Origin of the sequence: Flavobacterium sp. (genome assembly GCF_027531905.1) — a bacterium.
In the GTDB taxonomy this organism is placed as follows: Bacteria; Bacteroidota; Bacteroidia; order Flavobacteriales; family Flavobacteriaceae; genus Flavobacterium.
In genome coordinates this window covers 1-24,932 of the sequence record NZ_JAPZSU010000026.1, presented here as the reverse complement: position 1 = coordinate 24,932, position 24,932 = coordinate 1, and the positions used below count along the sequence as shown (strand labels likewise).

Sequence of the window (24,932 nt, the reverse complement as noted above, 5' to 3'; positions counted from 1 at the left end):
ACCGAAGTCGCCCTGCTAAAACAGCAATTGAATACCCTTTAAAATCCTATTTTGGGCATGTCCCCGAGGCACACGATTTTGCTCAACCACAACTCTCTGCACCTCGGGGTCGGGCTGTACGCTATATCTCTTGGGGCGAACCCCGCCCCAAGAGGATGCCGCTCCCATCCCTCATGCAAGGCAAATTAGCAGTTATTAGTGCTCAGAAAGCAGTAAGCAATGGTGAAATTTTGTAAGAAGATTTCAGAAAATTTTTATATGTTTTGCTGAAAAAAAGGATATATTTGAGGAGCTAAATGAGCAATCCAATTGATTCAATTCGTATTTTTTAGGATGAGCTAGAAGAGTATACGTACAAATTAGCTGCAAATATAAAAAAGACAAAATTTAAAAATGACTTTAGAGGATTATAGAGCAGAACTTTTAAAACTTTCAACAGATATTGAAAGAACGACTTTTATTCAAAGGAATTTTTTTAATGGCACTCCTTATGTATTTCAGTTTAGAGATGGTGATTATTTCGATTTTTCTAAACGAATTGCAGACAATTTTAATATAAGTTATACAGATGTTAATATTGTAGGTTCATCAAGATTTGGATTTAGTCCCTATAAATTTACCGAGTTTTCATATGAATCTGATATTGATGTTACAATTTGCAATGAAAATTTATTTGAACAGTATTTTGAGTTAATCTCTGATTATACATATAAGATTAGATTCCGAGAAATATTTTTAAGAAAAGACCAATATAACCAATATGTAAAATTTTTGAAATACTTTAGCACAGGTTGGATGAGGCCTGACTTACTTCCTTCGAATACAGTAGAGTTTGTTGAAATGAGAGAAAGATGGGATGACTTTTTTAAAAAAATTTCGTATGGAAAATCTGAGGTTGGTAATTATAAAGTAAAAGCCGGATTATTTAAAAATCAGGCATATGCTGAAAAATACTACAAGAGCAGTTTAGCTCAATTACAAAATGAAATAAAATAATAAATATGGCAAGGCAAATACAAGCACAACCTGATAAGAAAACGATTTCTGATCTAATTGGTAAGATTCAAAGAAATGAATTAATTCTGCAGCCAGAGTTTCAACGAGGATTTGTTTGGACACAAGAGCATATGGAGAATTTCATTAGGACTATTCTTGAAGGTTATCCATTCCCTGAGATATATATATCACAAAAGGGAATTGACTTAGAAACACTTTCGACACAAAATGTCGTTGTAGATGGTCAACAAAGATTAACGACAATAAAAAAATATATTGAAGGGACTCATAATTTCGAAAAGCGAATTCCAAAGTTTGCTGATTTGTCAGGAGAGGATAAAACTGATTTTTTAAATTATGATGTTACTGTTCGTGATCTAAAAGACGTAAATCCAGAAATAATGATTGAGATATTTCAAAGGATAAACTCTACTAAATTTACACTTACAGCAATTGAAATTAATAATGCTATCTATGATGGACAATTTATTAAATGCGCAAAAGAAGTACTAGAAATTTTCAAAAATGTAAAATTTAAAGTGCCAATTTTTAGTGAAAGTGAACTTACAAGGATGGCTGATTTGCATTTTTTACTACTAATTATGGCAACTATTGAGGAGGGTGGATATTTTCCAGCGGACAATGAAGTTGAGAAATATATTGCACAGTACAATGACGAGTACCCAAGGTTTGAAGAAATGAGCAACTTGTTATCACGAACTATTTTATCAATTAACGAAAGTGATCTTACTACAGATTCCTTTTGGTATAGAAAATCAAATTACTTTACACTCGTTTGTGAATTATTATGGAGCAGAAAACTAATTAGTGAAATAATTGATCAACTTAATATATTTGAGGCTAATGTATTAGCCAACAAAGCATCTGACAGAAATACAAATGTTTTTGCTATTTACTATGCAAATATGTATGCTGGGACTAATAGTAGAAATGCAAGAGTTAAAAGGAGTGAAATTTTGAAAGAATATGTCAATATTACTAACTCCCGCTAGCCCCCTGTCTCGTCTTAAAATAAGTTTGAATAATTATATTAATCCCACTGTGTTCCCAGAATGTTGGCGATAATTTTACAAACGAAAATCAAAATGACAAAATTAATTTTCACAATCATCGCATTACTAACTATTACGACTGCGACTTTCGGACAGAAAATCACTTATGAAGACTTCAAAGAAGTAATTCCCTCAGCTACCGCGAGCGTCCCGCTCGTGCCCATAACGATGTTTCATCCTAAAATAAGTTTACATAATTATAATAATCCATTTATCTAGTTTTCAACACAAAATGAAGTATTTGTCTTTTTCCTTTCGTGCTATTGTTGCATTCGTTTTTTTTCTTTTTTCTTTTTCATCCCAAGCGCAATTGCAACCGGGGCGTTATTTTAATGCTTCGTTGGGTATTGGGTATAGCTTTCCTAATTCAGATATTGATGTAAGCGGTTCTGGATTTTATGCTCAAGGGGAGTATGTGTACAATCTAACCAAATGGTTCGGACTTCGTCCTTATGCAGGTGTTATACTTACCTCTCCCGATGATAACAAAGACCAACAATTCCCAGGAGATTTTCAGGTTAGTACCAAGGCTTTTGTACTTGGAGGAAAAGCTCGTGTTGCAGCACCCATTCCGTGGGTAGCTCCTTATTTTGAAGTCGGTATTGGAGCTTCGATGGGTTCATTCAAAACCATCACACCCGAATTCAATATCAAAAAAAGCGGCGTTTTGATGCACGTGCCTTTAAGTTTTGGTTTGGCTCTTGGTCGTAAGCATAATTTTGATGTTGGATTTACGTATTATTATCACGATGCTGCTAAACAATTTAATGGTGCTTTTGCCATTGGATATTCTATTCCTTTAGACTAATATTTAAGTGACGTAGATTCCTAGATATTAACTTGGATTTTCATTTATTCGACCGCGAACAGCTACGGAAATGAAACCAAGGATTTTAAAACTTACTGCTGATTTAGTAGAAGAGAGAATACAAAACAGGGACTAAATAATTTTAAAAAATATAATTATGTTCGAATTAATTTGGGGGGTATTTAATGGAATACTGCTTTTGTACTTCATTGTTATTTGTTTTAAATCAGTAAAGCTTGTTAAAGAAGAAATAGGATTTCTAGCATCCTTAGTTTTTGTTTTAGGTTTGTTGTCATTTATGTCAAAATCAAATGATAAAAATTTAGCCGATAAGAATATTGATTTTTTAAACCAGACAAACCCTAAAAAAACTTTTAATGGAAATTCTTTTTCTCATGAAGTTCTATTAGAAGATAATTTAACTTCTAAGATTGGATTGTCAATAATTGTTGGCGAAAAAGGAACTGAATTAATAATTTTAGAAGCCAACTGTTATAGAACTGGTTTTATAAGTGGTACAAATTGGGATGTTGAACACGTAGATATCGACAAACAAAAAGACAAAAATTACTGTTCCTACTTCGTCAGAGGAAAAATGGATTGGAAAATTCTGGGAATTACAATTTTTTCAGATTATAAAATATTTCGAGGAAATGCATTACTAAGAAAGTAGCGTTTTCCTCGCTAGAGTGATTTTTGTTATAGTAGAGCCACTTTTATAGTTGATACAATAGTTGTAATAACGAACATTTTTACTGATGAAATATTTAATTATAAGATCGATAGTTCTAATAAGTTTTTTAAACTTTTTTGTTTGTAAAGCTCAAAATGAAGACGATCCTTATTGGAAGTTTGATAAAGACAAGCATTTTCGTCCTCAACTTGAAAAGGGAGATTTTTTTAAGTTAAAAGGTTATGATTTTGGTTGGTTTGTAGTTGAACCCATATCTAAATTTTTAAAGGATAAGAAGCAAGAAGTTCAACTTGTTCAGTCTTTGTCTTTTGGACAAAAAGCACTTTACTACTGGCTTAATTTCGATTCTCTTGTTGCAAATGGAGGGTTTTCTCTATTTTATGAAAATGATAATTCAAAGTATGTACCGGCAATTATTAAAGGTCTAGAATATGTTGGAGCACCAGAGGCGGCAAGTCTTGTGAAAAAATCATTTATAATATATAACAAAAACAAAAAACAAGTAGATAAAAAGCAGGATACTGATTTGTTAGATATTGATTTTAGTGATGATTTTGATGAAATGTCTTTGTTGGATGAAGAATATATCCGAATTAATGAAAAGACGATGACTATAATTGAAAATTACATTCGTAAAAATTCAAATGAGATATGTCTTGATGAAAATGGTAATGAGTTTGATGTAAATTTTAAAGGACTTCAAAAGACATTTTATCCCAATAAAAATATTAAAGCAGAATTTAGTCTCGAACAAGGTTTGATAAATGGGAAATTCAGGTCTTTTTATGAAAATGGTAATCCAAAAGAGATAGTAGAATATAAAAATGGAAGACAAACAGGGGAGCGTAAAGAATATTTTGAAAATGGAAAATTTAAATATGATGTTTCAATAGATGAAAAGAAAGATTTAGCAATTCATAAATGGTATTATGAGAATGGAAAAGAAAAAAAACTTGAAACAAAACTACTCAATAAAGACGAAAGGTTTGGAGAGTACAAAGAATGGCACGAAAACGGAAAACTAGCAGTAATTGGATCATATAAATCAGGACGCGATGGACAATGGCTTGAATTTTATAAAAATGGAGGAAGGAAAATTAAAGCAACTTATGTTGTTGGAGATTACAAATTAATTAATTGTTGGAGCGAAAAAGGGGAACAGACACTTACAAATGGAACTGGATTGCATATTTATGAAATTTTAACGTTCGATAATAAAGTTGAGAGGCATGAGGAACAGTATAAAAATTATAAAAGACACGGCAAGCAAAAAATCTATACTAATGGAATTCTGACTTTCTATCAAGAAATGGAAAACGGAAAGCAAAACGGAATTACTAGAAGATATTATTTAAATGGGAATTTAAGGGATGAAACTATTTATGAAAATGATAAGGGGATTTCTTCATTCAAAAGGTCAAAATTTCAAAACCCAAAAGTGAGCACTACTATAGTGTCAAAATTATGTTCGGAATGCTATATAAATTATGAGGATTATGTATTGCCTGATAATACCCCTTCACCAGTAAATCATTTAATAATCGCAGAAAAATTTAAAGCAGAAACGTCGATTTTCGAGCATTATAATGATGACTATATTTTGACTTATGGTTATTTTTTACATGTAGATGAAAAAGGAGCCATAGTTGAGATAAATTTTGCTGTAGCTGATAATGGGTTGTTGGATGAGCAAGTTAAAGCAAGTATGTCTGAATTGCTATTTGAACCAGCATTGAAAAATGGAAAGCCTGTAAAAAGCATACATTATGTTCAGTATAAATTAAAATTGACGGAATAGTCTATATCCCACTCCTCGCACTATTCTTACTTCTAAATAAATTTATTATATGTGCTGCTCGAACGACTCTGACTTCGAGCTATTGTACGTCGTGTTGCCATCCGTAGACGTGATTAAAGTCTCACGACTTTTTACGAAAATTATCTTTCGAATGATTATTTCTTCAAAAGGTTGAAAAAACTACAAAATAATCGTTGGGCTATTTTGTAGTTTTTTGTTTTTTATAAGTTGTTATTGGGTTCTGAAAACAAAACGTCTCGCCTAGCCCCGATTGCAGCGGAAATCCTCTTGTGCCGGGGTTCGGCATAAGAGATTGTAACGGAAAGCGGGACGACTCGTGTGGTGCGCAAAGAAGTGGTGCTTCTAGAAAAAATCACCGTTGTCGCCAATGTTCCCTCGGCTAAACATCATAGACATTATCCCTACCGTACTTTTCTATTCCTGATTTTTATTTGTCCCTTCCTTAGTAGTACAGCAACTCCAAAAAGCAGACTCGTATTTTATCGCTATTTTTGCACCCGATACGGTTGAGTAGTAGAATAGGATATGGATAAAAAGAATACGCCTTGCTGGAGCAGTTGTCCAGACTGTCAGGGGCAAGGCAAGAAAAGCCAAAGACTACGTAAAAAAGTGCGATTGCAGTACCAGCAGTTGGTAGCCAAACTTTCGGCTGATGGTGAAGTGGTTGTGCCTGAGGCGCCCAAAGCGCCTTTGGTGTCTTGTTCGTTATGTGGTGGTTCGGGTTTGGTTCCTTCGGAAGGGTTTCCTGTAGTTGCTACTGAAAACTATCCGCATATTGCCATTATTGGTGGCGGAATTGGTGGCGTGGCGTTGGCTGTGGCTTGTTTGCATCGCGGCATTCCGTTTACGCTTTTTGAACGCGATAACCACTTTGAGGCGCGTTCGCAAGGCTATGGACTGACCTTGCAGCAAGCAAGCAAAGCCATAGAAGGTTTTGGAATTTTTTCTTTGACCGAAGGCGTTGTTTCTACACGGCATTTGGTCCACAAAGCAGACGGAACCGTAATAGGCGAGTGGGGGATGAGAAAATGGGTGCAGCCCACCGAAAAAAAATACACCAAACGTTCCAACATTCATATTGCGCGACAAGCGTTACGTTTGGCACTCGTGGAGCAACTCGGCGGAAATGACAGTATACAATGGGGACATCAGTTGCTCGATTTTCAAGAGGAAGCTTCGGGTAAAATCCAGTTGCGCTTTCAAGTGGGTGCACAAATCAAAACGATTCCAACCGATTTGGTGGTGGGTGCTGATGGCATTCGAAGTGTCGTCCGTCAGCAATTGATTGGAGAGGAAGTTACTCCTTTGCGCTATTTGGGTTGTCTTGTGATTTTAGGAATTTGTCCTTTGGATGCCCTGCCAACGGTAACTTCAGAGTTGTTGGATTCGGCTACAGTTTTTCAGACCGCCAATGGTCACGAACGTATCTATATTATGCCTTTTACAGAAGATTCGGTAATGTGGCAATTGAGTTTCCCGATGGAAGAAGCCGAAGCCAAAAAACTTAGCGCTCAAGGCGCACAAGCTTTGAAGGAAGAAGCGTCTCGAAGAACGCAATGGCATTCACCAATTCCACAAATAGTCGATGCCACAGCGGCTGCTCAGGTATCGGGTTATCCCGTATATGATAGAACTTTGTTGACCACAGCCCAGTTTGAAAACGCAGGAAATAGCACTTTGATAGGCGATGCCGCGCATCCTATGAGTCCGTTCAAAGGGCAAGGAGCCAATCAAGCTTTGTTGGATGCTTTGGCGTTGGCTCGTGCCATCACCAAAGGCTGTAAAGCTTCCTCTCAATGGAGAACAGAAGGATTGCGAAAAAGTGTTTTACTTCCATTTGAAGCTGAAATGATTGCCCGAAGTGCTGTTAAAGTCAAGGATTCTGCCGCCGCCGCTGAATTTCTGCATTCGGATATTGTACTTTATGAATCGGATGAACCGCGTGGCCGAATACTCAAACGCAAAAAGCAGTAAGATTTAAAACTAGAACGCGGATGCCACGGATGGTACGAATTTTCGCGGTTTGTTTTTATATTGAATCTGTTTAAATCTGCGTCATCAGCGTGCCATTTTCAAAGTATTTTCAATAACAAGTTGTTGAAGGGAAAGTATAAATTTTAATCATTATTAGAACGCGGATGACACGGATGGTACGGATTTTCGCTGGTTTGTTTTATATTGAATCTGTTTAAATCTGCGTCATCAGCGTGCCATTTTCGAAGTATTTTCAATAACAAGTTGTTGAAGGGAAAGTATAAATTTTAATCATTATTAGAACGCGGATGACACGGATGGTAGGGATTTTCGCTGGTTTGTTTTATATTGAATCTGTTTAAATCTGCGTCATCTGCGTGCCATTTTCAAAGTATTTTCAATAACAAGTTGTCGAAGTGAAAGTATGAATTTTATCATTATTAGAACGCGGATGACACGGATGGTACGGATTTTCGCTGGTTTGTTTTATATTGAATCTGTTTAAATCTGCGTCATCTGCGTGCCATTTTCAAAGTATTTTCAATAACAAGTTGTTGAATTGAAAGTATAAATTTTATCATTATTAGAACGCGGATAACACTGATTGTAGGGATTTTTGCCGGTTTTGTATAGAATCTGTTTTTATCTGTTTAAATCCGCGTCATCCGTATTCCATTTTCAAAGTGTTTTCAAGTAACTAATTGTCGAAAGCTAAGAGAAAATTTTGGCTTGCTTTTTGGTTGAAGTGTAGATAGTGTTCTTTGCTACAGCATTTTATTATTGGAAAGAAGGTTTTGGATTCCATTGCATTCTTCTCTATTTTATAAAGTTGCTTGTAGTTAAAGTGCGATTATTAACTATTAAAACCAAAAAAGATGAAAAAAGTAGTGCTGTTATTTTGTGTGCTAGGAATTATTTCTTGCAAAAAATCAGAAGTAGCGTTTGCTGAAGCGCAACCTGAAAAAACCTCTGATTTATCGTCGTTTCCCAAACACTTACTGGGGGGATATTATAACGTAGAACAAGAAAAAGGCTTGAAAATTAGTCCGTTTCAAATCGTCAGAACGATGGTTATGAAAGATACCTTTAGCCGAAAAGATTTATCGAAATATGAGCGTATTATTGAGGATACATTGACCAATTTACAGACTTCAGAAAAATACGTTATCAAAAAAATCAACGATTCTCTTTTTACAAATTATGTGTTTGTGGATACTGTTTTTACTATCAATAAGGATAATGTCTTGCGCAAAATGAAAGGCTATTATTTCCTTAATTCGAAAAGCAGCAATGATGTATGGTTGGTAAAAAAACTTTTTCTTAAAAAAGGACAACTGGGTATTAATGCAATTGCCAGCAAAGAGGATATCGCCTTGCTAGAGCAAATTACAGAAACCAAAAGAGATACAACAACGCCATTTATAGTGCAACCCACAAAAAAGCAATTTAGAGCATTTATCAGGAAAAATGGTTTCTCGGAAGGCGAGGTGTATTTGAAGAAATAGTTTTTTCCCTTTATTACTTAGCTTACAAAGAAGTAGAGGTTGAATAGAAGCACGAATTTCTCGAATTTTATCATCAATATATTGGGCTTGTTTGTTGACAGTCATAAATAAATTGGTGTTAATTCGTTTAATTCGTGTTTTTTTATTTACAAAACGCTTACATTTGCATCGCACACGATTTAATCGTAAAAGATAAAAAAATGAAAACAACATTCTTTCAAAACAGTATGCGCATTCTTTTGGGCGCATTTATGACTTACGCAGGTGTAAGTCACTTAACATTTAACAGAACGGCATTTTTAGCACAAGTTCCCAAATGGCTTACAACAGACCCTGGTTTTATGGATTTTGTGGTGTTGTCTTCTGGGATAGTCGAGATGGCATTGGGATTGGTACTTATTTTTTGGGTGAGTCAAAAAATATACGTTGGGATAGCGCTTGGGATATTCTTTATTTTGATTTTTCCTGGGAATCTTTCACAATACTATTACGGCATCGATTCTTTCGGATTGAATACCGATAACAATCGATTGATTCGTTTGTTTTTTCAACCTGTTTTAGTGCTTTGGGCACTTTGGTCCACTGGAGCTTTGGCTTATTTATTGAAAAAGAGAAAGGCTATTTCGCAACAGTCTTTTTATGATTTTGAAGCCGAATCCATTCAAGGCAAACGCATTCCAATGAGTGCTTATAAAGGAAAAACGATACTTGTTGTCAATACCGCTAGTCAATGCGGATTGACGCCTCAATACGAAGGTCTTGAAAAGTTGTATCAAAAATATGAGAGTCAAGGTTTGGTGATTCTAGGGTTTCCTTGCAACCAATTCGGGAAACAAGAAAAAGGAAGCGCGACAGAAATTGAAACCTTTTGTCAAGTCAATTATGGTGTTAGTTTTCCAATGTTTTCCAAAGTTGAGGTCAATGGAAGCCAAGCGCTTCCTTTGTTTGTGTATTTGAAAGCAAGTTTAGGAGGTGTTTTTGGAAGTACCATAAAATGGAATTTCACTAAATTTGTCATCGATAAAAACGGACGTCCTGTACAACGTTTTGCACCAATTACAACCCCTGAAGCCATCGAAAAATACCTTCAAGAAATCCTCTAAGAATGGAAAAAGATTTTAGCACGTTATATCTCGAGAACCAACTTTGTTTTCCGTTGTATGCGGCTTCTCGTTTGACCACAAAGCTGTATACTCCTTTTTTGGAAGACTTAGGGATTACGTATCCGCAGTATTTAGTGTTACTGGTTTTATGGGAAAAGAATGCACAAACTGTAACAGAAATAGGCACTCGTTTGGCTTTAGAATCCAATACGTTGACGCCTCTTTTAAAACGCCTCGAACAAAAGGAATTGCTCACTAGGTCACGTTCTTCGAAAGATGAACGAGCGGTTTTGGTTACTTTAACAGCAAGCGGGCAAGCACTCAAAGAACAAGCCGTTTGCATTCCGCAAAAAATTATGGAATCTTTTGCGAATGCTTCTGTCAGCCAAGAGGAGCTTTTAGCTTTTCAAAAAACATTGACTAAGTTGGTGGAGTTGTTGCGGGAAGAATAGTGGTTGTGTTTTCCTTACACAAGGTAGCCTTTTATTGTCTGATTTTTTTGGTAGTATTGTATCAAAGGAAATAGTTTTTATTTCATTGAATTACATAATCTATAAAATTGTATTTTAATCTTTATAACACAAGATAGAAGTAACATATTTGCGAAATTATTTTTTACCACATAGAAACATAGAATTTATACTTTGAAAAGAATGAATAGACGTTTTACTATTCACATAGTATCCTATGTGTAAAATAGTGCTATTTCTATTCATTCTTTGTTTAATCAAGTTTATCTATGAATCTATGTGGTTATTTTTATTTGTATTTTATCCAATGAGATTGGTGGTTTTTTAATTTGTAATTTTGAAAAAAGATTGGAAAATGGATTTACAAACACGAAAATTAAATTTCATCCAATACTTTCTAAAATTAGAGAGTGAGAAAACGATTGCTCAATTTGAAAAGTTACTTAGGAACACAGCTGTGAATGAGGAAGAACATACAATAGTAAATGCGATTGTAACTATTGTTTTACTCCGTGCATTTCAAAACAAATAACCCCTAGAGTTGGCAGTCTCTAGAGGTTCTTTTTCTACAAGTAAATAATAAAAAATAAGAAAAGGATTCTGGATTAAAACATACCTCCGCCTCCTTTATTCGTATTGTCATCTCTTTGTTTGCGTTGTAAACTTTTGTTTTTTCCGCCACCAAAACCGTAGGTTACACCCAAATATACTGTTCGGCTTTCCCAAGTAAATTCTCCAGATTGTGGGTAAGGATATTCAGCATCGAAAGCATAACGCATAGTGTTGAACATATCATTGAAACGCACACTAATATTCATTTTTTTGTCTAGCAAAGTGTAGCGAACACCGCTGTCAATTTTGTACATTTCTTTGCTATTGTTTTGCAATCCATCCACACTTCCTCTGTAGAATCCGAAAAGCAAAAAGCTTAAGCGCTTGTTGGCTTTGAAGTTAGAGTTCAATCGTCCGTTGAAAGCTGAAACAGTCACATTTCTTTCCAAAGGTTTGCTGGTGTTGGTTACTGGGTCAAAAGCAAAAACTACGCCTTGTTGTTTGATGCTTGAGAAATCAATAGCTGGTTGTATGTCCCACCATTTTGTGATTTTATAATTAGCGGACACTTCAAATCCAGAAGCCGTATTATTATCGAAGTTGGTGTAGGTCAAAATCTGTCTTTGGCCACTTGGGTCATTTTCGTCAGGGTACAAGATACGGCTGATTTGGTCGTTGATGCTTCTTACGAATACGCCTGCGGTAATGCTTCCTTTTTCTAACACTTTGGTATAATTCACTTCAATCGAATTGGTGAATTGTGGCAATAATTCTGGATTTCCAAAAGAAGTTACGAGAGGAGTTGCAAATTCACGAATAGGTTTGGTTTGTTCTAAGCCTGGACGGTCTACGCGACGGCTATAACTGAATTGCAACGTATTTTTCTCATTCAAATTATAAGTCAAATAAGCAGAAGGATAGACAGTAATGTAATCGTCATCAAAGGTGGTTTTTCCTCTGTTTAGGTTAGCAGCTACTTTGTAACTTTCAAAACGGGCTCCCACTTGGTAACTAATCTTTTTGAATTTTTGACCAAAAGTGGCATAGGCAGAATAAATATCAATATCGTACGTGTAATTCGATTGTTGATCCGCTGGAGCTACTAATGGATTTCCTGTGCTATAGTTGTTCTCTGTTCTAGTGATTCTGGCTTCGGCACCAGCTTCAAGTGTTGATTTTTCGTCGATTGGATTAACATAATCAATATTAAAAGTGCTTAGTTTTTGAGCATCTTTGATATTGTCTTTGAAAAAAACAGTGCTGTTTGTATTGTTAGTCGTAGTCGTTTCGGTATCAAAACTTGCTCTTTGAGTTTCTTTGTAATCGTTAAAATTGGCTTCTACATCTAGCGTGTGGCCTTCTTTTTTGAAAATATGTTTGTACGCCAAGTTGTAAGTTCCAGTTTGATTAGGTCCTTCGTAAGTGGATTTTTGCAGTATTCTATCAATCGTTCCACCGTTGTTGTAGTCAATATTGGTGTTTATATTTCCAGTTCCATCCGCTTTGTTTTGGTTGGTGTAAAAAGACAAGGTATTGTGATCGTTGATTAAATAATCCATTCCTATTTTGTACAAATACGAATCGTTTTCATTTGCAATATCTAATCGTTGCAATAAATCTTGGTCCAATCTCGCGATTTTTCCATCGTTGAAATAAGTACCAAAGTTACGTCCTCCGTTACCAAAGAAATTCACTTTGCCTATTTTGTAATTCATATCCAATGATTGGTTGTATTTGGCAGTTTCACCAAAGGTAATGCCACCACTAAAACTTCCGTTAAAACCAGTATTGGCATTTTTGTGCAAGATGATATTGATGATGCCCGACATTCCTTCTGGATTGTATTTGGCACTAGGATTGGTAATCAATTCTATTTTTTTGATAGAAGTCGATGGGATTTGTTTTAGTAATTGCGCTGGGTCAATGTTGGTTGGTCTGCCGTCAATTAAGACACGTACATTTTCATTGCCACGCAACGATAATTTTCCGTCTTGGTCCACATTTACAGAAGGAATATTGTTCATAATGTCAGAAGCCGATGCACCTGCCGTGGTCAAATCTTTTCCGACAGTGATTACTTTTCGGTCGATTTTTTGTTCAATAGTAGAGCGTTCGCTAACGATGTTTACGCCTTTCAATTGTGTTGCTTCTTCTTCTAAGCTAACTTTGAAGGTGGCTTCTTTTTTGCTTTCACTTAAAATGGCTGAACCGATGTGTTTTCTAAATCCGATGTATTGAATTTCGATGGTGTAGCTTTTTAACGCTAAATTTTTGATTGTGAATTCGCCATTGTCATCAGTGTTTGCGCCCGAGATAACTTTTCCGTTGTCTTTGATTGAAACGATAGCATAAGATATCGGAGCGTTTGAAGTTTTTTCAGTGATTTTTCCGGTGATTTTCCCAGAATTTTGTGCCGTTCCTATTCCAACGACGCATAGTAGTAGAAAGGTGATTAGTTTGATTTGCATGATTGATTGATTTTGATTGATGTTTTATTTAGACTGAAAAGCTTGCGATATGTTACAAGAAAAATTAACAAATGTTTAGTTTGGAACTCATAGATTACTATTTTTTGGCGGTTTTATGCAGTTTTTAGGGGAATAGTGCTTGGTTTTAATTGTTTTTTAGTCAGATGTTTATCGATGAAAAGGATGCATTGAAAAAATTTTTGGACTCAATTCAAAAAAAAATATAAAACAGCCTCTTTTTTTTAACAGCTTTAGGAAAAATCAAACAATTTCGATGAGTTAGCGGTTTTCTAATTGCTAAATAAGCAGTATCTTTGCCCACTTTTAAAATATAGTTTACATGTCATTACAACAGATTCTTACTCCATCTATTCATAAAGCCGTTCAAACCTTGTTTGACGTAACTCTTGATAAAGTTGAATTTCAAGCGACTCGAAAAGAATTCGAAGGAGATATTACCTTAGTTATTTTTCCCTTATTGAAAGTAATCAAAAGCAATCCAGTAGAATTAGGAAACAAAATAGGAACGTATTTGGTAGAAAATGTAGCTGAAGTGGCTCGTTTTAACGTAGTATCTGGTTTTTTGAATATTGTCATTGCCGATGCCTACTATTTGAATTTCTTCAACGGAATCAAAGACGACACTCGTTATGGTTTTGTAACGCCAAGTCCAGATGCGAAAGCAGTAATGGTAGAATATTCTTCTCCCAATACGAACAAACCTTTGCATTTAGGGCACGTTAGAAACAATCTTTTGGGGTATTCTGTTGCTGAAATTATCAAAGCTTCTGGAAAAAAAGTATACAAAACACAAATTATCAACGATAGAGGAATCCATATTTGTAAGTCGATGTTGGCTTGGCAAAAATTTGGAAACGGAGCCACTCCAGAAAGCACAGGCTTGAAAGGAGATAAATTGGTGGGGAATTATTACGTGGCTTTTGATAAGGCGTACAAAGAAGAAATCAACCAATTAATGGCTGAAGGTAAAACCGAAGAAGAGGCAAAAAAACAAGCGCCTATTCTTTTGGAAGCCCAAGAAATGCTGTTGAAATGGGAAGCGGGAGACGAAGAAGTGAAATCACTTTGGAAGATGATGAACCAATGGGTGTATGATGGTTTTGCGACTACTTACAAAAACTTAGGAGTTGATTTTGATAGTTATTACTACGAAAGCAATACCTATTTGCTAGGAAAAGACGTCGTGCAAGTAGGATTAGATAAAGGTATTTTCGAAAGAGACCCAGATGGTTCGGTTTGGATTGACTTGACTGATGAAGGTTTGGACCGTAAGATAGTTTTGCGTTCAGACGGGACAGCGGTTTATATGACGCAAGACATTGGAACAGCCATTCAGCGTGTAAAAGACATGTCTGATGTAGGAGGAATGGTATATACAGTAGGAAACGAACAAGATTACCACTTCAAAGTATTGTTTTTGATATTGAAAAAACTGGGTTTTGACTGGGCTTCTAGCTTGTATCACCTTTCGTACGGAATGGTAGATTTGCCTTCAGGAAAAATGAAAAGCCGTGAAGGAATTGTAGTAGATGCCGATGACTTGATGCAAGAAATGACCGATACCGCTCAAAAAATTGCAGAAGATTTAGGGAAATTAGACGAATATTCAGCCGAAGAAAAGGCTGCTTTATACAGCACCATTGGATTAGGAGCTTTGAAATATTACATTCTAAAAGTTGACCCTAAAAAGCGCATTTTGTTTAACCCAGAAGAATCTGTAGATTTTGCTGGAAATACAGGTCCGTTTATTCAATATACTTATGCCAGAATCCAGTCGATTATTCGTAAAGCGGCTTTTGATTTTTCTGCGCCAAGTGCTCTCAACGAATTGAATGAAAAAGAAAAAGAACTCATCAAACAATTGGAGTTGTTTCCAGAAGTGATTCAGAATGGAGCTCAATATCATAGCCCTGCTTTGATTGCCAATTATACGTATGAGTTGGTTCGCGAATACAATTCGTTCTACCAAGCCGTTTCTATTTTAGGAGAAGAGGATTTGCAAAAGAAAGTCTTCAGAGTACAATTGTCTAAAAAAGTAGCCGATACGATTGCGGCAGCTTTTAGTTTGTTGGGAATTAATGTTCCAGAACGTATGTAATTTTAATCGTAAAAACCAAAAGACATTCTTGTGAATACACCAAAATCGTATTTTCTTCGCTCTTTTCTGATTATCCTAATGTCTGCTTGCTTTTTCTTAGGATTAAAAGAAGTGTTGCCAAAAAAAATATTTGCAGCGGCCAAAGGTCCTTCTAAAAATGTATTGATTGACAGTATGTTGATTGATGCTTTTGAGTCGGAGCCCGACAGTGTAGCGATTACGCCCAATGATACGATGTCCGATCAAAAAATTGTTTTTGAGGAGTCCTTTGGCGTAACTTTTCCTGAAGAATCAATGGATAGTTACAAGGGATATCAGTATTTGATTCCTTTTTACGAACGATTGTATCAATTAGAAACCAATCAAAACGGTAAAGTTCGTATCGCTTATTTTGGTGATTCTATGACCGATGGTGATATGATTGTGCAAGATGTTCGTTCGGCATTTCAAAATAATTTTGGTGGAAAAGGGGTTGGTTTTGTATCGATAACATCTGAATCTGCCGCTTCTAGAAGTTCTGTGTTGCACCAGTTTTCAGATAGTTGGAAAATGCAATCCTATCTGAATGTGAAAAATCCTATTCGTCCTTTTGGGGTCAATGGTCACGTGTTTTTCGCTAACAATCCCAATAAAGAAAATTGGGTAAAATTTACCGCAGGGAGTAATAAAAACACCGCTATTCTTACTAATCCTACGTTGTTTTATGGAAGCTCAGACAATGCTTCGGGGCAGATAAGTTATCCATTAGATAAAGATACTATTTATAAAAATTTAACTGCAAACCATTTGCTCAATACAATTGTTTTGAAAAATGGTAGCATGAAAACAATCAAACTGAATTTTAAGAACGCACAATCGGTGCCTGTATATGGCGTTAATTTTGATGATGGCAAAGGCGTTCATGTAGATAATTTTTCGCAGCGTGGCAATTCAGGCATTCCTATTTCAAAGTTTGATCCTGCTTTGATGCAAGCCTTTCAAAAGAAATTAAACTATAATTTAATCGTTTTGCATTATGGTACCAATGTGTTGAATTATGGCACCAAAGACTATTCTTGGTACGCCAGAAGCATGACCAAAACCGTCAACCGTTTAAGAGAAGGTTTTCCGGGAGCTTCGATTTTGATTGTTTCGACTGCTGATAAAGCTTCGAAATACAAAACCGAAATGAAAACCGATTCGGCTGTAGTACCTTTGACTAATGCTCAGCGCAACTATGCCCTCAAAACCCAATCCGGATTTGTGAATTTGTACACGCTTATGGGCGGAGATGGCTCAATGGTAAAATGGGTTGAGCAAGAACCCGCTATGGCCAATAAAGATTATACGCATTTCAATATGAGAGGGTCTAAAAAGGTAGCAGGGATGATTTATGACCAAATTATGAATGGCTATCAGGAATACAAAAGATTGCGTAGAACAATAAAAACCGTAAAACCGGTAGCTCCTAAGGATAGCGTCATTGCGCAACCCGTTGTTCCTAAAACAGAAGAAACCGATGAGAACTAAATTCCTTTTTTTCTTTTGCTTTGTAGTCTTTAAAATGTTTTCTCAAAACACGCTTTTACCTGTGCTTATGTCAATATCATCTGTTAACGAAATGGTGGATCCTGAATTCTATCCAAGAGGAATTCAGAACACGGAGCGACTTACGACATTTTTTACCAAATTAAAAGTGTTGCAAAGTACCCAAAAGGGAAAATTGAATATTGTCCACATTGGGGATTCCCATATTCAAGGGGATGTAATGACGGCAGTTTGTAGAAACAATTTGCAAAAGAGTTTTGGGAATGCTGGTCGTGGTTTGGTGTTTCCATATACACTAGCGCATACGAATGGCTCTCCAGATGTCCGTTTTTCATCAAATGTAAAATGGACGAATCACCGCAATATCTTGCCTTTGAATGGAAGTCCAGTCGGTATAAGCGGTATTTCGTTGATTAGTAAATCAAAAAGTTTGCGTCTTACGTTACAGGTAAAAAATAAAGACTATTTTTTTAATACTTTAAAAATAATCACCCCAAACAACGAATCCCTTTTTGAAAGAGCGGGTGAGGTTGAAAAAACGGTTACAATCAAGACAGTACCCAAGAAGGTCGTTCATACCATTAAAAAAGGCGAAACGCTTTCTACCATTGCGGATCATTACAACGTAAGTACAGCAAAACTTAAAAAAGAAAACAAACTCACAAGTACTAAAATTACGGCGGGTAAGACATTAAAAATTCCTACCAACCAAACCAGTGAGAAATCGGTAGTAAAGACAAAGTATCATTCTGAATCTTTTGAAGAAGATATGAATTATCATTTTTTTGAGTCCGAAAAACCATTAGATCGTTTTGTTCTTTTGCCAAATGAAGAAGCTCCCTTGTATGCCTTGAATGGAGTGGTTTTAGAAAGTAACAACCCCGGAATTATCTATCATAATATTGGTGTAAATGGCGCTAAATACTCTGATTACAATAAATATCCTCTGTTTTTTGAACAATTAAAAGCCTTACAACCCGATTTGATTATAGTATCTCTCGGAACCAATGAATCCTATGGCAAAATCGCACCCTTGGATTATCTCCGACAAGTGCAGGAATTTTTATTGAAAGTGAGAACACAAAATCCAGAAGCTGATGTTTTAATTGTTACGCCACCACCTTCGTTTTTGCCGCATCATCGTCTTAATACTTTTGTCGATGAGTATGCCAAAAGTTTGGTGAGTTACGCAGCGTTAGGACATTATGCGGTGTGGGATTTGTTTCAAACCTTAGGAGGTATGCATGGCGTTAGTAAAATTTATGGTAAAGGATTGATGAGTCCAGACCGCGTACACTATACAACAAACGGGTATCAGCTACAAGGAAATATGCTGTCGAATGTGCTGCTCAACGCTTTTAAAGAATTTAATAAATAAACTAGATTGTGATTACTATTTCAGATATAACAAATTGGTTAAAAACCACTTTTGGTACTATTGATGCAGCTCAAGTAAATGAATGGATTACGTTCAATCCAAAAGAACCCATTCTGTTTAATACCGCTTTTTTCTTAGGATTATTTTTGTTGTTTTATCCTATTTATATTCTAACGACCAAAGCTAAAACTAGGGTGTACCGACACATTTATGTTTTTGCTTTTTCGTTGTTCTTTTATTATAAATCTAGCGGCATCTATTTTTGTCTCTTGTTGTTTTCTGGTTTGGTCGATTATACCTTGGCTAAATTCCTCTATGAAGAAACCAAAGAAGGCTATCGTAAATTCTTTTTGATTCTTAGTGTTATTTTCAATTTGGCCTTTTTGGGCTATTTCAAATATTCTAATTTCTTAATTGATAATTACAATCAACTATTCGAAGGTCAAATTCATTTTATCGATGTGATTTTGCCTGTAGGAATTTCGTTCTATACCTTCCAATCCATGAGTTACATCATCGATATTTATAGACGAGAGTTGGAGCCTACTAAGAACATGTTGGATTATATGTTTTTCGTGTCCTTCTTTCCACAATTAGTGGCGGGACCTATCGTTCGTGCTTCGGAGTTTATTCCTCAAATTTACAGCAAGATTCAATTATCTCGTGCCGATTTTGACTCAGCGGCCTTCCTTATCATGGGCGGTTTAATCAAGAAAACCGTCATTTCCGATTATATTTCTTTAAACTTTGTGGATCGCGTATTCGATGCACCCAAAAGTTATACCGCCTTCGAAAACCTTATGGCATCCTATGGCTACACCATTCAGATTTATTGTGACTTTTCAGGCTATTCCGATATGGCTATCGGAATTGCTTTGTTGATGGGTTTCAAATTGTCAGTCAACTTCCGAACCCCTTATCAATCGGCTTCCATCACCGAGTTTTGGAGAAGATGGCACATTTCCTTATCTACTTGGTTGCGCGATTATTTATATATTTCAGTAGGAGGAAACCGCAAAGGAAGTTTTGGAGGGTTTTTATTCCCTTCGTTGTTTTTTGCAGGATTAATTGCTTGGGCAACTTGGTATTATCCAGTGAGTCCAATTCCGTTGATTATTGCTATTGCTTCATTAGTAGTTTTCTGTTTGACTTTTTTATTGGCCAAAGACAAGAAAAGGACAATGTTTACCAATGTGAACTTATTGACAACCATGTTATTAGGCGGCTTTTGGCATGGTGCAAGTTTGAAGTTTATTATTTGGGGTGCATTGCACGGCATTGCTTTGGCAGTCAATAAGTTATATTCTGATTATTTTCCTTCTTCCAAAGACAAAAAAATCACGTTTTGGAAAGCCATCACCACAATTATTTCGGTACTACTTACCTTTCATTTTGTGGTTTTCTGTTGGGTCTTTTTTAGAGCCAAAGATTTCTCTGTGGCCTTAGATATGATTACCTCAATCGGGGAACTACAATTCAATTGGGAACAATGGGCGATAGTCATTTCAGGCTACGAAAACGTGTTTATAATGATTGCCATTGGGTACGCGCTGCACTTTATTCCGGCTAACATCACTCAAGGATTAAAAACGATTTTCGACAGGTTACCTATGCTTTTCAAAGCCCTAATTCTTGCGCTTACCTTCTGGTTGGTTGCTGCAATGGCGTCAAGCGAATTAGTACCTTTTATTTATTTCCAGTTTTAGCATACAATAAATTTTAGGAGCGGAGGGAATAGGCTTTTTTGTAAGCAAGTTTCCCGCTGTCCTTCCAATCTTTTTTTATCCCCAACAGTTTAGGACTGTTGGGGATAAAAAAAGGATTTTCCCTCCCATCGGGGCTAGTTAGGAAACATGTTGCATTTTGGGTTTCATTCCAAAAACAAAATAGAAGATGCTACCCAAAAAGGTCATTTTTAGTTTTCAAAAACACCTAAATTCTCCAAAGTTTAAACTTCAAATCTTTGTGCCTCTAAACCTTTGTAGTATATTTGCACTTCAAAAAAACAGAAAATTATGTTCGATAATTTAAGCGATAAGTTAGATAAAGCGTTCCATATTCTTAAAGGACACGGAAAAATCACCGAAGTCAATGTAGCCGATACCTTAAAAGAAGTTCGTCGTGCTTTGTTAGATGCCGATGTTAACTTTAAAATTGCCAAAGATTTTACCGCCAAAGTAAAAGAAAAAGCCATTGGTCAAGACGTGTTAACCACCTTGCAACCTGGTCAATTGTTGGTAAAACTAGTCAAAGACGAATTAACCGAATTGATGGGAGGCGATGTTGCTGGAATTAATCTTTCAGGTAATCCATCCGTTATTTTGATGTCAGGGTTACAAGGTTCTGGTAAAACTACCTTCTCGGGTAAATTAGCCAATTATCTTCAAACCAAAAAAAATAAAAAAGTACTGTTAGTTGCTTGTGATATTTATCGTCCAGCAGCGATTCAACAATTATATGTTGTTGGAGATTCTATAGCCGTTGAGGTGTATGCTGAACCAGAAAACAAAAATCCTGTTGAGATTGCACAAAACGCAATTAAGCATGCCAAATCCAACGGATTCAATGTGGTAATTGTCGATACCGCAGGTCGTTTGGCAGTCGATGAAGAAATGATGAACGAGATCGAACGCGTTCACAAAGCCATTCAGCCACAAGAAACCTTGTTTGTAGTCGATTCGATGACAGGTCAAGATGCCGTAAATACAGCAAAAACTTTCAACGACCGTCTAAACTTTGATGGAGTTATCTTGACAAAATTAGATGGTGATACTCGTGGTGGAGCAGCCTTGTCTATCAAGACTGTTGTAAACAAACCGATTAAGTTTGTAGGAACAGGAGAGAAAATGGATGCCATTGATGTGTTCTATCCTGTTCGTATGGCAGAACGTATCCTTGGAATGGGAGACGTTGTTTCTTTGGTAGAGCGTGCTCAAGAGCAGTTCAACGAAGAGGAAGCTAGAAAATTACAAAAGAAAATTGCTAAGAACGAATTTGGTTTTGATGATTTCTTAACCCAAATTCAGCAAGTAAAGAAAATGGGTAATATGAAGGATTTGGTTGGAATGATACCAGGTGCTTCCAAAGCAATGAAAGATATCGAAATTGAAGACGATGCTTTCAAACATATTGAAGCCATCATCCATTCTATGACACCTGGAGAAAGAAGCAAACCAGCCCTAATCGACGCCAAACGTAAGATTAGAATCGCAAAAGGTTCTGGAACCAAAGTCGAACAAGTAAATCAATTGATGAAGCAATTCGACCAAATGAGCAAAATGATGAAAATGATGCAAGGTCCAGGCGGAAAGAATTTAATGAAAATGATGGGTGGAATGAAAGGAATGCCGGGAATGCCAGGTATGCCTAGATAATAAAGAAATCAGTTTTCGGCATCCAAATTTTGATACTACAAATTGCCTAGTACCTATTGAGTATTTTAAAACAATCAACTACAAACAATAAACAGTTCTTATGCAACTACTAGACGGAAAAAAAACATCAGAAGATATTAAGAAAGAAATTGCCATCGAAGTGCAACAAATGAAAGACAATGGGGAGAAAGTGCCTCACTTGGCTGCGGTAATTGTGGGTACTGATGGTGCTAGTTTGACTTATGTAGGTAGTAAAGTACGTTCTTGTCAGCAAATTGGTTTTGAATCAACATTGGTGAGTTTGCCGGAAAGTATTACAGAAGCTGAGTTGTTGTTGAAGATTAAAGAATTGAATGAAGATGATGATTTAGATGGTTACATCGTACAATTACCATTGCCAAAACATATTGACGAACAAAAAATATTAATGGCAATTGACCCTGACAAAGATGTTGATGGTTTCCATCCAGCTAATTTCGGAAAAATGGCTCTAGATATGGATACTTTTATTCCTGCAACACCCTTCGGAATTATGCAATTGCTAGAGCGCTATAAAGTGGATACAGTAGGGAAACATACGGTTGTAATTGGAAGAAGTCATATTGTAGGTCGTCCGATGAGTATCTTGATGAGCCGCAAAGGAAACCCAGGTGATTCAACCGTTACTTTAACGCATAGTAGAACCAAAAATATTGAGGAATTTACTAAAAATGCCGATATCATTATCACCGCATTGGGTGTTCCTAATTATTTGAAAGCGGATATGGTAAAAGACGGCGTTGTTGTTATCGACGTAGGAATCACTAGAGTGGAGGACGCTTCTCACCCAAAAGGTTATGTAATCACCGGAGATGTTGATTTTGATGGAGTAAGCAAAAAATCATCATTTATCACTCCTGTTCCTGGAGGAGTAGGTCCAATGACCATCGCGATGTTGTTGCAAAATACATTATTAGCGAGAAAAATGAGAATGAAGTAACATTTTTTAAAATTTATAGTTAGCCACTTTTTATTAAGTGGCTTTTTTTTTGAAAAAAAATGATGAAATGTAATCATAATTGATTTATTTTTATAGCTTTGTATTTCAAAGTACTTTTATTATGACTGAAAAGCATCAAGAAGATTTAGTGCATATCCGTTCCATGATGGAGCGTTCTTCCCGTTTTATTTCTTTAAGCGGTTTGTCCGGCGTTTTTGCAGGTTTGTCTGCTCTACTCGGAGGGGTATATGTTTATCAATTGTTTAAAGCCAATGGTATTGAGTATTTTGAAGACAATAATCAGTTGTATTCTGCTAGTTTAATTACCGAATTAATCCTTACAGCATTTGTTATCTTGTTCTTTGCACTTGCTTTTGGTGTTTTTTTTACAGTTAGAAAAAGTAAAAAATTAAACTTGCCAATCTGGACTTCAGCTACAAAAAATATGCTTTTCAATTTAGCAATTCCTCTAATTGCTGGTGCTATCTTTTGTTTTGCCCTTATTTATCATCAGTTGTTTGTTTTGGTAGCGCCTAGCACCTTGATTTTTTATGGTTTAGCCTTGTTGAATGCCGAGAAATACACGTACTCAGATATTAAGTACCTTGGTTTTTCAGAGGTGATTTTAGGAAGTGTTGCTTTATTCTTTTTAGGATATGGTTTAGTTTTTTGGATTCTCGGTTTCGGTATATTGCACATTTTCTATGGTTTATTATTATTCAAAAAATATAAATAACCATCGATGGGAATTATAGATAAACTAAATAAAGATTTCGAGAGTCGCGTCAGATTGGGCATTATGTCTATTTTGATGGTCAACGATTGGGTAGATTTTACCGAAATGAAATCGTTATTGGATATAACCGATGGAAATTTAGCCAGCCATTCCAGTGCTTTAGAAAAGGGAGAATATATCGAAGTTAAAAAAGAATTTGTTGGTAAGAAACCCAAAACTTCGTATCGAGTAACGAATAAAGGACGTGTTACCTTTGAACAACACCTCAAAAGTCTTGAAAAATTATTGAAAACTAAATAACTATTTTTTTGTCTAATTACTTTGAAACACAAAGTACTTTTAAATTTTAACCATGAGAAAAGACCATTTCATTTTCGCCTCAAGCTTTGTTTTTACCTTGCTTTTTTACAATCAATCTGTTGGTTTAAACCTTGCTATTTTTGGTTTGTTCCTGACAGCAATGATTGTTTGTTTTTTTTAAAATCAGTTCGCAAACAAATCCCATTGGTGGCTAGTTTTTGCTTCTGTCTTATCTTGTTTGTCGTTTGCTTGGTATGGCGATTTTGCTTCTTTTTTAGCGCTTTTTCTCTCCATTATTATGCTACAATTTAGGACGCAATTGGTCGAGTTAAAATTGATTCAATTGGTTCCATTGATTGTTGTTAATGGATTTGCTTCTTTAGGTCGCCCCTTTTTGTTTTCGCAATGGTTACCTAAACGAGAATTAAAAAATGATTTTGCCAAAAAGTTGATTGCTTATGTGATGATTCCGCTAGTGTTTTTAATGCTATTTTTTGTTGTATATTCTTTTGGTAGCGACCATTTTTCGGCACTTTTTACAGACTACACTTTAGATTTGGATATTTTTGAACTGCTTTTAATCGTCTTGATTGGGTTTTATATTTCTTTTAGTTTTTGGAATTATTGGGTTCCTGACATGTCCTATGAACTTAATGAAAAGTTATCTAATGACTTCGTAATAGCCGAGGAGGTAAATCAACCCACTTTTTCTTTTTTGGATTTGGATTTTGAAAGGAAAAGTGGTGAAATCACTTTGTGGTTGCTTAATACCATGCTTTTGGTTTTTATAGCGACTTATAACTACGAACAATTTTTTGAAGTAACAGCAAGTAGCTCTTTGAGTAAAGCGACGCATGAAAGAGTGAATGCCGTTATTTTTTCAACGATTATGGCGGTTGGTGTTTTATTGTTTTACTTTAAACCTGAACTCGATTAATAAAAGACCGCTAATTGGTTAGTTTTAACCGTTTCGTATTTCAAAGAAGGCTTTTTAGGCAGAAAATTATAAGCAATTATTCCAGCGATAAGATTAGACAAAAAGTTAGTAAATGATCGA

General features: G+C 35.8%; 21 protein-coding genes and 1 pseudogene. 20 read left to right on the top strand and 2 right to left on the bottom strand.

Annotation, left to right across the window (positions count from 1 at the left end; all coding sequences use genetic code 11):
- Positions 1–393 precede the first annotated feature (393 nt).
- From O9307_RS08065 to O9307_RS08010, 11 genes are all read left to right on the top strand, one after another.
- Positions 394–996, top strand: coding sequence for a hypothetical protein (locus tag O9307_RS08065; protein WP_298297497.1), 603 nt, complete (start codon positions 394–396; stop codon positions 994–996).
- Between the two features lie 5 nt (positions 997–1,001).
- Positions 1,002–2,009, top strand: coding sequence for a DUF262 domain-containing protein (locus O9307_RS08060; protein WP_298297494.1), 1,008 nt, complete (start codon positions 1,002–1,004; stop codon positions 2,007–2,009).
- Positions 2,010–2,102: 93 nt separating this feature from the next.
- Positions 2,103–2,288, top strand: a complete 186-nt coding sequence (locus O9307_RS08055) for a hypothetical protein (protein ID WP_298297491.1) — start codon at positions 2,103–2,105, stop codon at positions 2,286–2,288.
- 22 nt (positions 2,289–2,310) lie between these two features.
- Positions 2,311–2,877, top strand: coding sequence for an outer membrane beta-barrel protein (locus O9307_RS08050; protein WP_298297487.1), 567 nt, complete (start codon positions 2,311–2,313; stop codon positions 2,875–2,877).
- Positions 2,878–3,034: 157 nt separating this feature from the next.
- Positions 3,035–3,550: a hypothetical protein gene (locus O9307_RS08045; protein ID WP_298297485.1), complete on the top strand. Its 516-nt coding sequence runs from the start codon at positions 3,035–3,037 to the stop codon at positions 3,548–3,550.
- Between the two features lie 85 nt (positions 3,551–3,635).
- A complete protein-coding gene (locus O9307_RS08040) occupies positions 3,636–5,369 on the top strand; it encodes a DUF4375 domain-containing protein (RefSeq protein ID WP_298297482.1) in 1,734 nt (577 codons plus the stop codon).
- Positions 5,370–5,915: 546 nt separating this feature from the next.
- Positions 5,916–7,364: an NAD(P)/FAD-dependent oxidoreductase gene (locus tag O9307_RS08035; RefSeq protein WP_298297479.1), complete on the top strand. Its 1,449-nt coding sequence runs from the start codon at positions 5,916–5,918 to the stop codon at positions 7,362–7,364.
- 875 nt (positions 7,365–8,239) lie between these two features.
- Positions 8,240–8,869: a hypothetical protein gene (locus O9307_RS08030; RefSeq protein ID WP_298297476.1), complete on the top strand. Its 630-nt coding sequence runs from the start codon at positions 8,240–8,242 to the stop codon at positions 8,867–8,869.
- 620 nt (positions 8,870–9,489) lie between these two features.
- Complete coding sequence (locus O9307_RS08020; RefSeq protein WP_298297634.1) at positions 9,490–9,972, top strand: glutathione peroxidase; 483 nt, start codon at positions 9,490–9,492, stop codon at positions 9,970–9,972.
- A gap of 2 nt (positions 9,973–9,974) precedes the next feature.
- Positions 9,975–10,424 (top strand): MarR family transcriptional regulator, encoded by a 450-nt coding sequence (locus O9307_RS08015; RefSeq protein ID WP_298297473.1) that lies wholly within the window; start codon positions 9,975–9,977, stop codon positions 10,422–10,424.
- 373 nt (positions 10,425–10,797) lie between these two features.
- Positions 10,798–10,974 (top strand): hypothetical protein, encoded by a 177-nt coding sequence (locus O9307_RS08010; protein WP_298297470.1) that lies wholly within the window; start codon positions 10,798–10,800, stop codon positions 10,972–10,974.
- Positions 10,975–11,047: 73 nt separating this feature from the next.
- Here the strand turns inward: O9307_RS08010 and O9307_RS08005 are convergent, their stop codons facing one another.
- Positions 11,048–13,462 (bottom strand): TonB-dependent receptor family protein, encoded by a 2,415-nt coding sequence (locus tag O9307_RS08005; protein ID WP_298297467.1) that lies wholly within the window; start codon positions 13,460–13,462, stop codon positions 11,048–11,050.
- Between the two features lie 340 nt (positions 13,463–13,802).
- Here O9307_RS08005 and argS point away from each other — a divergent pair, with 340 nt between their 5' ends.
- The 9 genes from argS to O9307_RS07960 all read left to right on the top strand — a co-directional run bounded on the left by argS (position 13,803) and on the right by O9307_RS07960 (position 24,812).
- Positions 13,803–15,581: an arginine--tRNA ligase gene (gene argS / locus O9307_RS08000; RefSeq protein WP_298297464.1), complete on the top strand. Its 1,779-nt coding sequence runs from the start codon at positions 13,803–13,805 to the stop codon at positions 15,579–15,581.
- 30 nt (positions 15,582–15,611) lie between these two features.
- Positions 15,612–17,090, top strand: a complete 1,479-nt coding sequence (locus tag O9307_RS07995) for an SGNH/GDSL hydrolase family protein (RefSeq protein WP_298297461.1) — start codon at positions 15,612–15,614, stop codon at positions 17,088–17,090.
- 67 nt (positions 17,091–17,157) lie between these two features.
- Positions 17,158–18,486 carry a GDSL-type esterase/lipase family protein gene (locus O9307_RS07990; RefSeq protein ID WP_298297458.1) on the top strand — a complete coding sequence of 443 codons (1,329 nt, stop codon included), beginning with the start codon at positions 17,158–17,160 and terminating at the stop codon, positions 18,484–18,486.
- A gap of 59 nt (positions 18,487–18,545) precedes the next feature.
- Positions 18,546–20,192: an MBOAT family O-acyltransferase gene (locus O9307_RS07985; RefSeq protein ID WP_298297631.1), complete on the top strand. Its 1,647-nt coding sequence runs from the start codon at positions 18,546–18,548 to the stop codon at positions 20,190–20,192.
- Between the two features lie 309 nt (positions 20,193–20,501).
- Complete coding sequence (gene ffh, locus O9307_RS07980; protein WP_298297455.1) at positions 20,502–21,860, top strand: signal recognition particle protein; 1,359 nt, start codon at positions 20,502–20,504, stop codon at positions 21,858–21,860.
- 100 nt (positions 21,861–21,960) lie between these two features.
- Positions 21,961–22,839: a tetrahydrofolate dehydrogenase/cyclohydrolase catalytic domain-containing protein gene (locus O9307_RS07975; RefSeq protein WP_159686821.1), complete on the top strand. Its 879-nt coding sequence runs from the start codon at positions 21,961–21,963 to the stop codon at positions 22,837–22,839.
- A 121-nt stretch (positions 22,840–22,960) separates the two neighbouring features.
- Positions 22,961–23,575, top strand: a complete 615-nt coding sequence (locus O9307_RS07970; protein WP_298297450.1) for a hypothetical protein — start codon at positions 22,961–22,963, stop codon at positions 23,573–23,575.
- Positions 23,576–23,581: 6 nt separating this feature from the next.
- Positions 23,582–23,875 carry a transcriptional regulator gene (locus O9307_RS07965; protein WP_159686814.1) on the top strand — a complete coding sequence of 98 codons (294 nt, stop codon included), beginning with the start codon at positions 23,582–23,584 and terminating at the stop codon, positions 23,873–23,875.
- Positions 23,876–24,173: 298 nt separating this feature from the next.
- On the top strand, positions 24,174–24,812 hold the full coding sequence (locus O9307_RS07960; protein ID WP_298297444.1) for a DUF4153 domain-containing protein: 639 nt from the start codon (positions 24,174–24,176) through the stop codon (positions 24,810–24,812).
- On the opposite strand, the pseudogene O9307_RS07955 reads toward O9307_RS07960, so the two are convergent.
- A pseudogene (locus tag O9307_RS07955) lies at positions 24,809–24,932 on the bottom strand (IS982 family transposase); the annotation flags it as partial. The gene O9307_RS07960 and the pseudogene O9307_RS07955 overlap by 4 nt on opposite strands.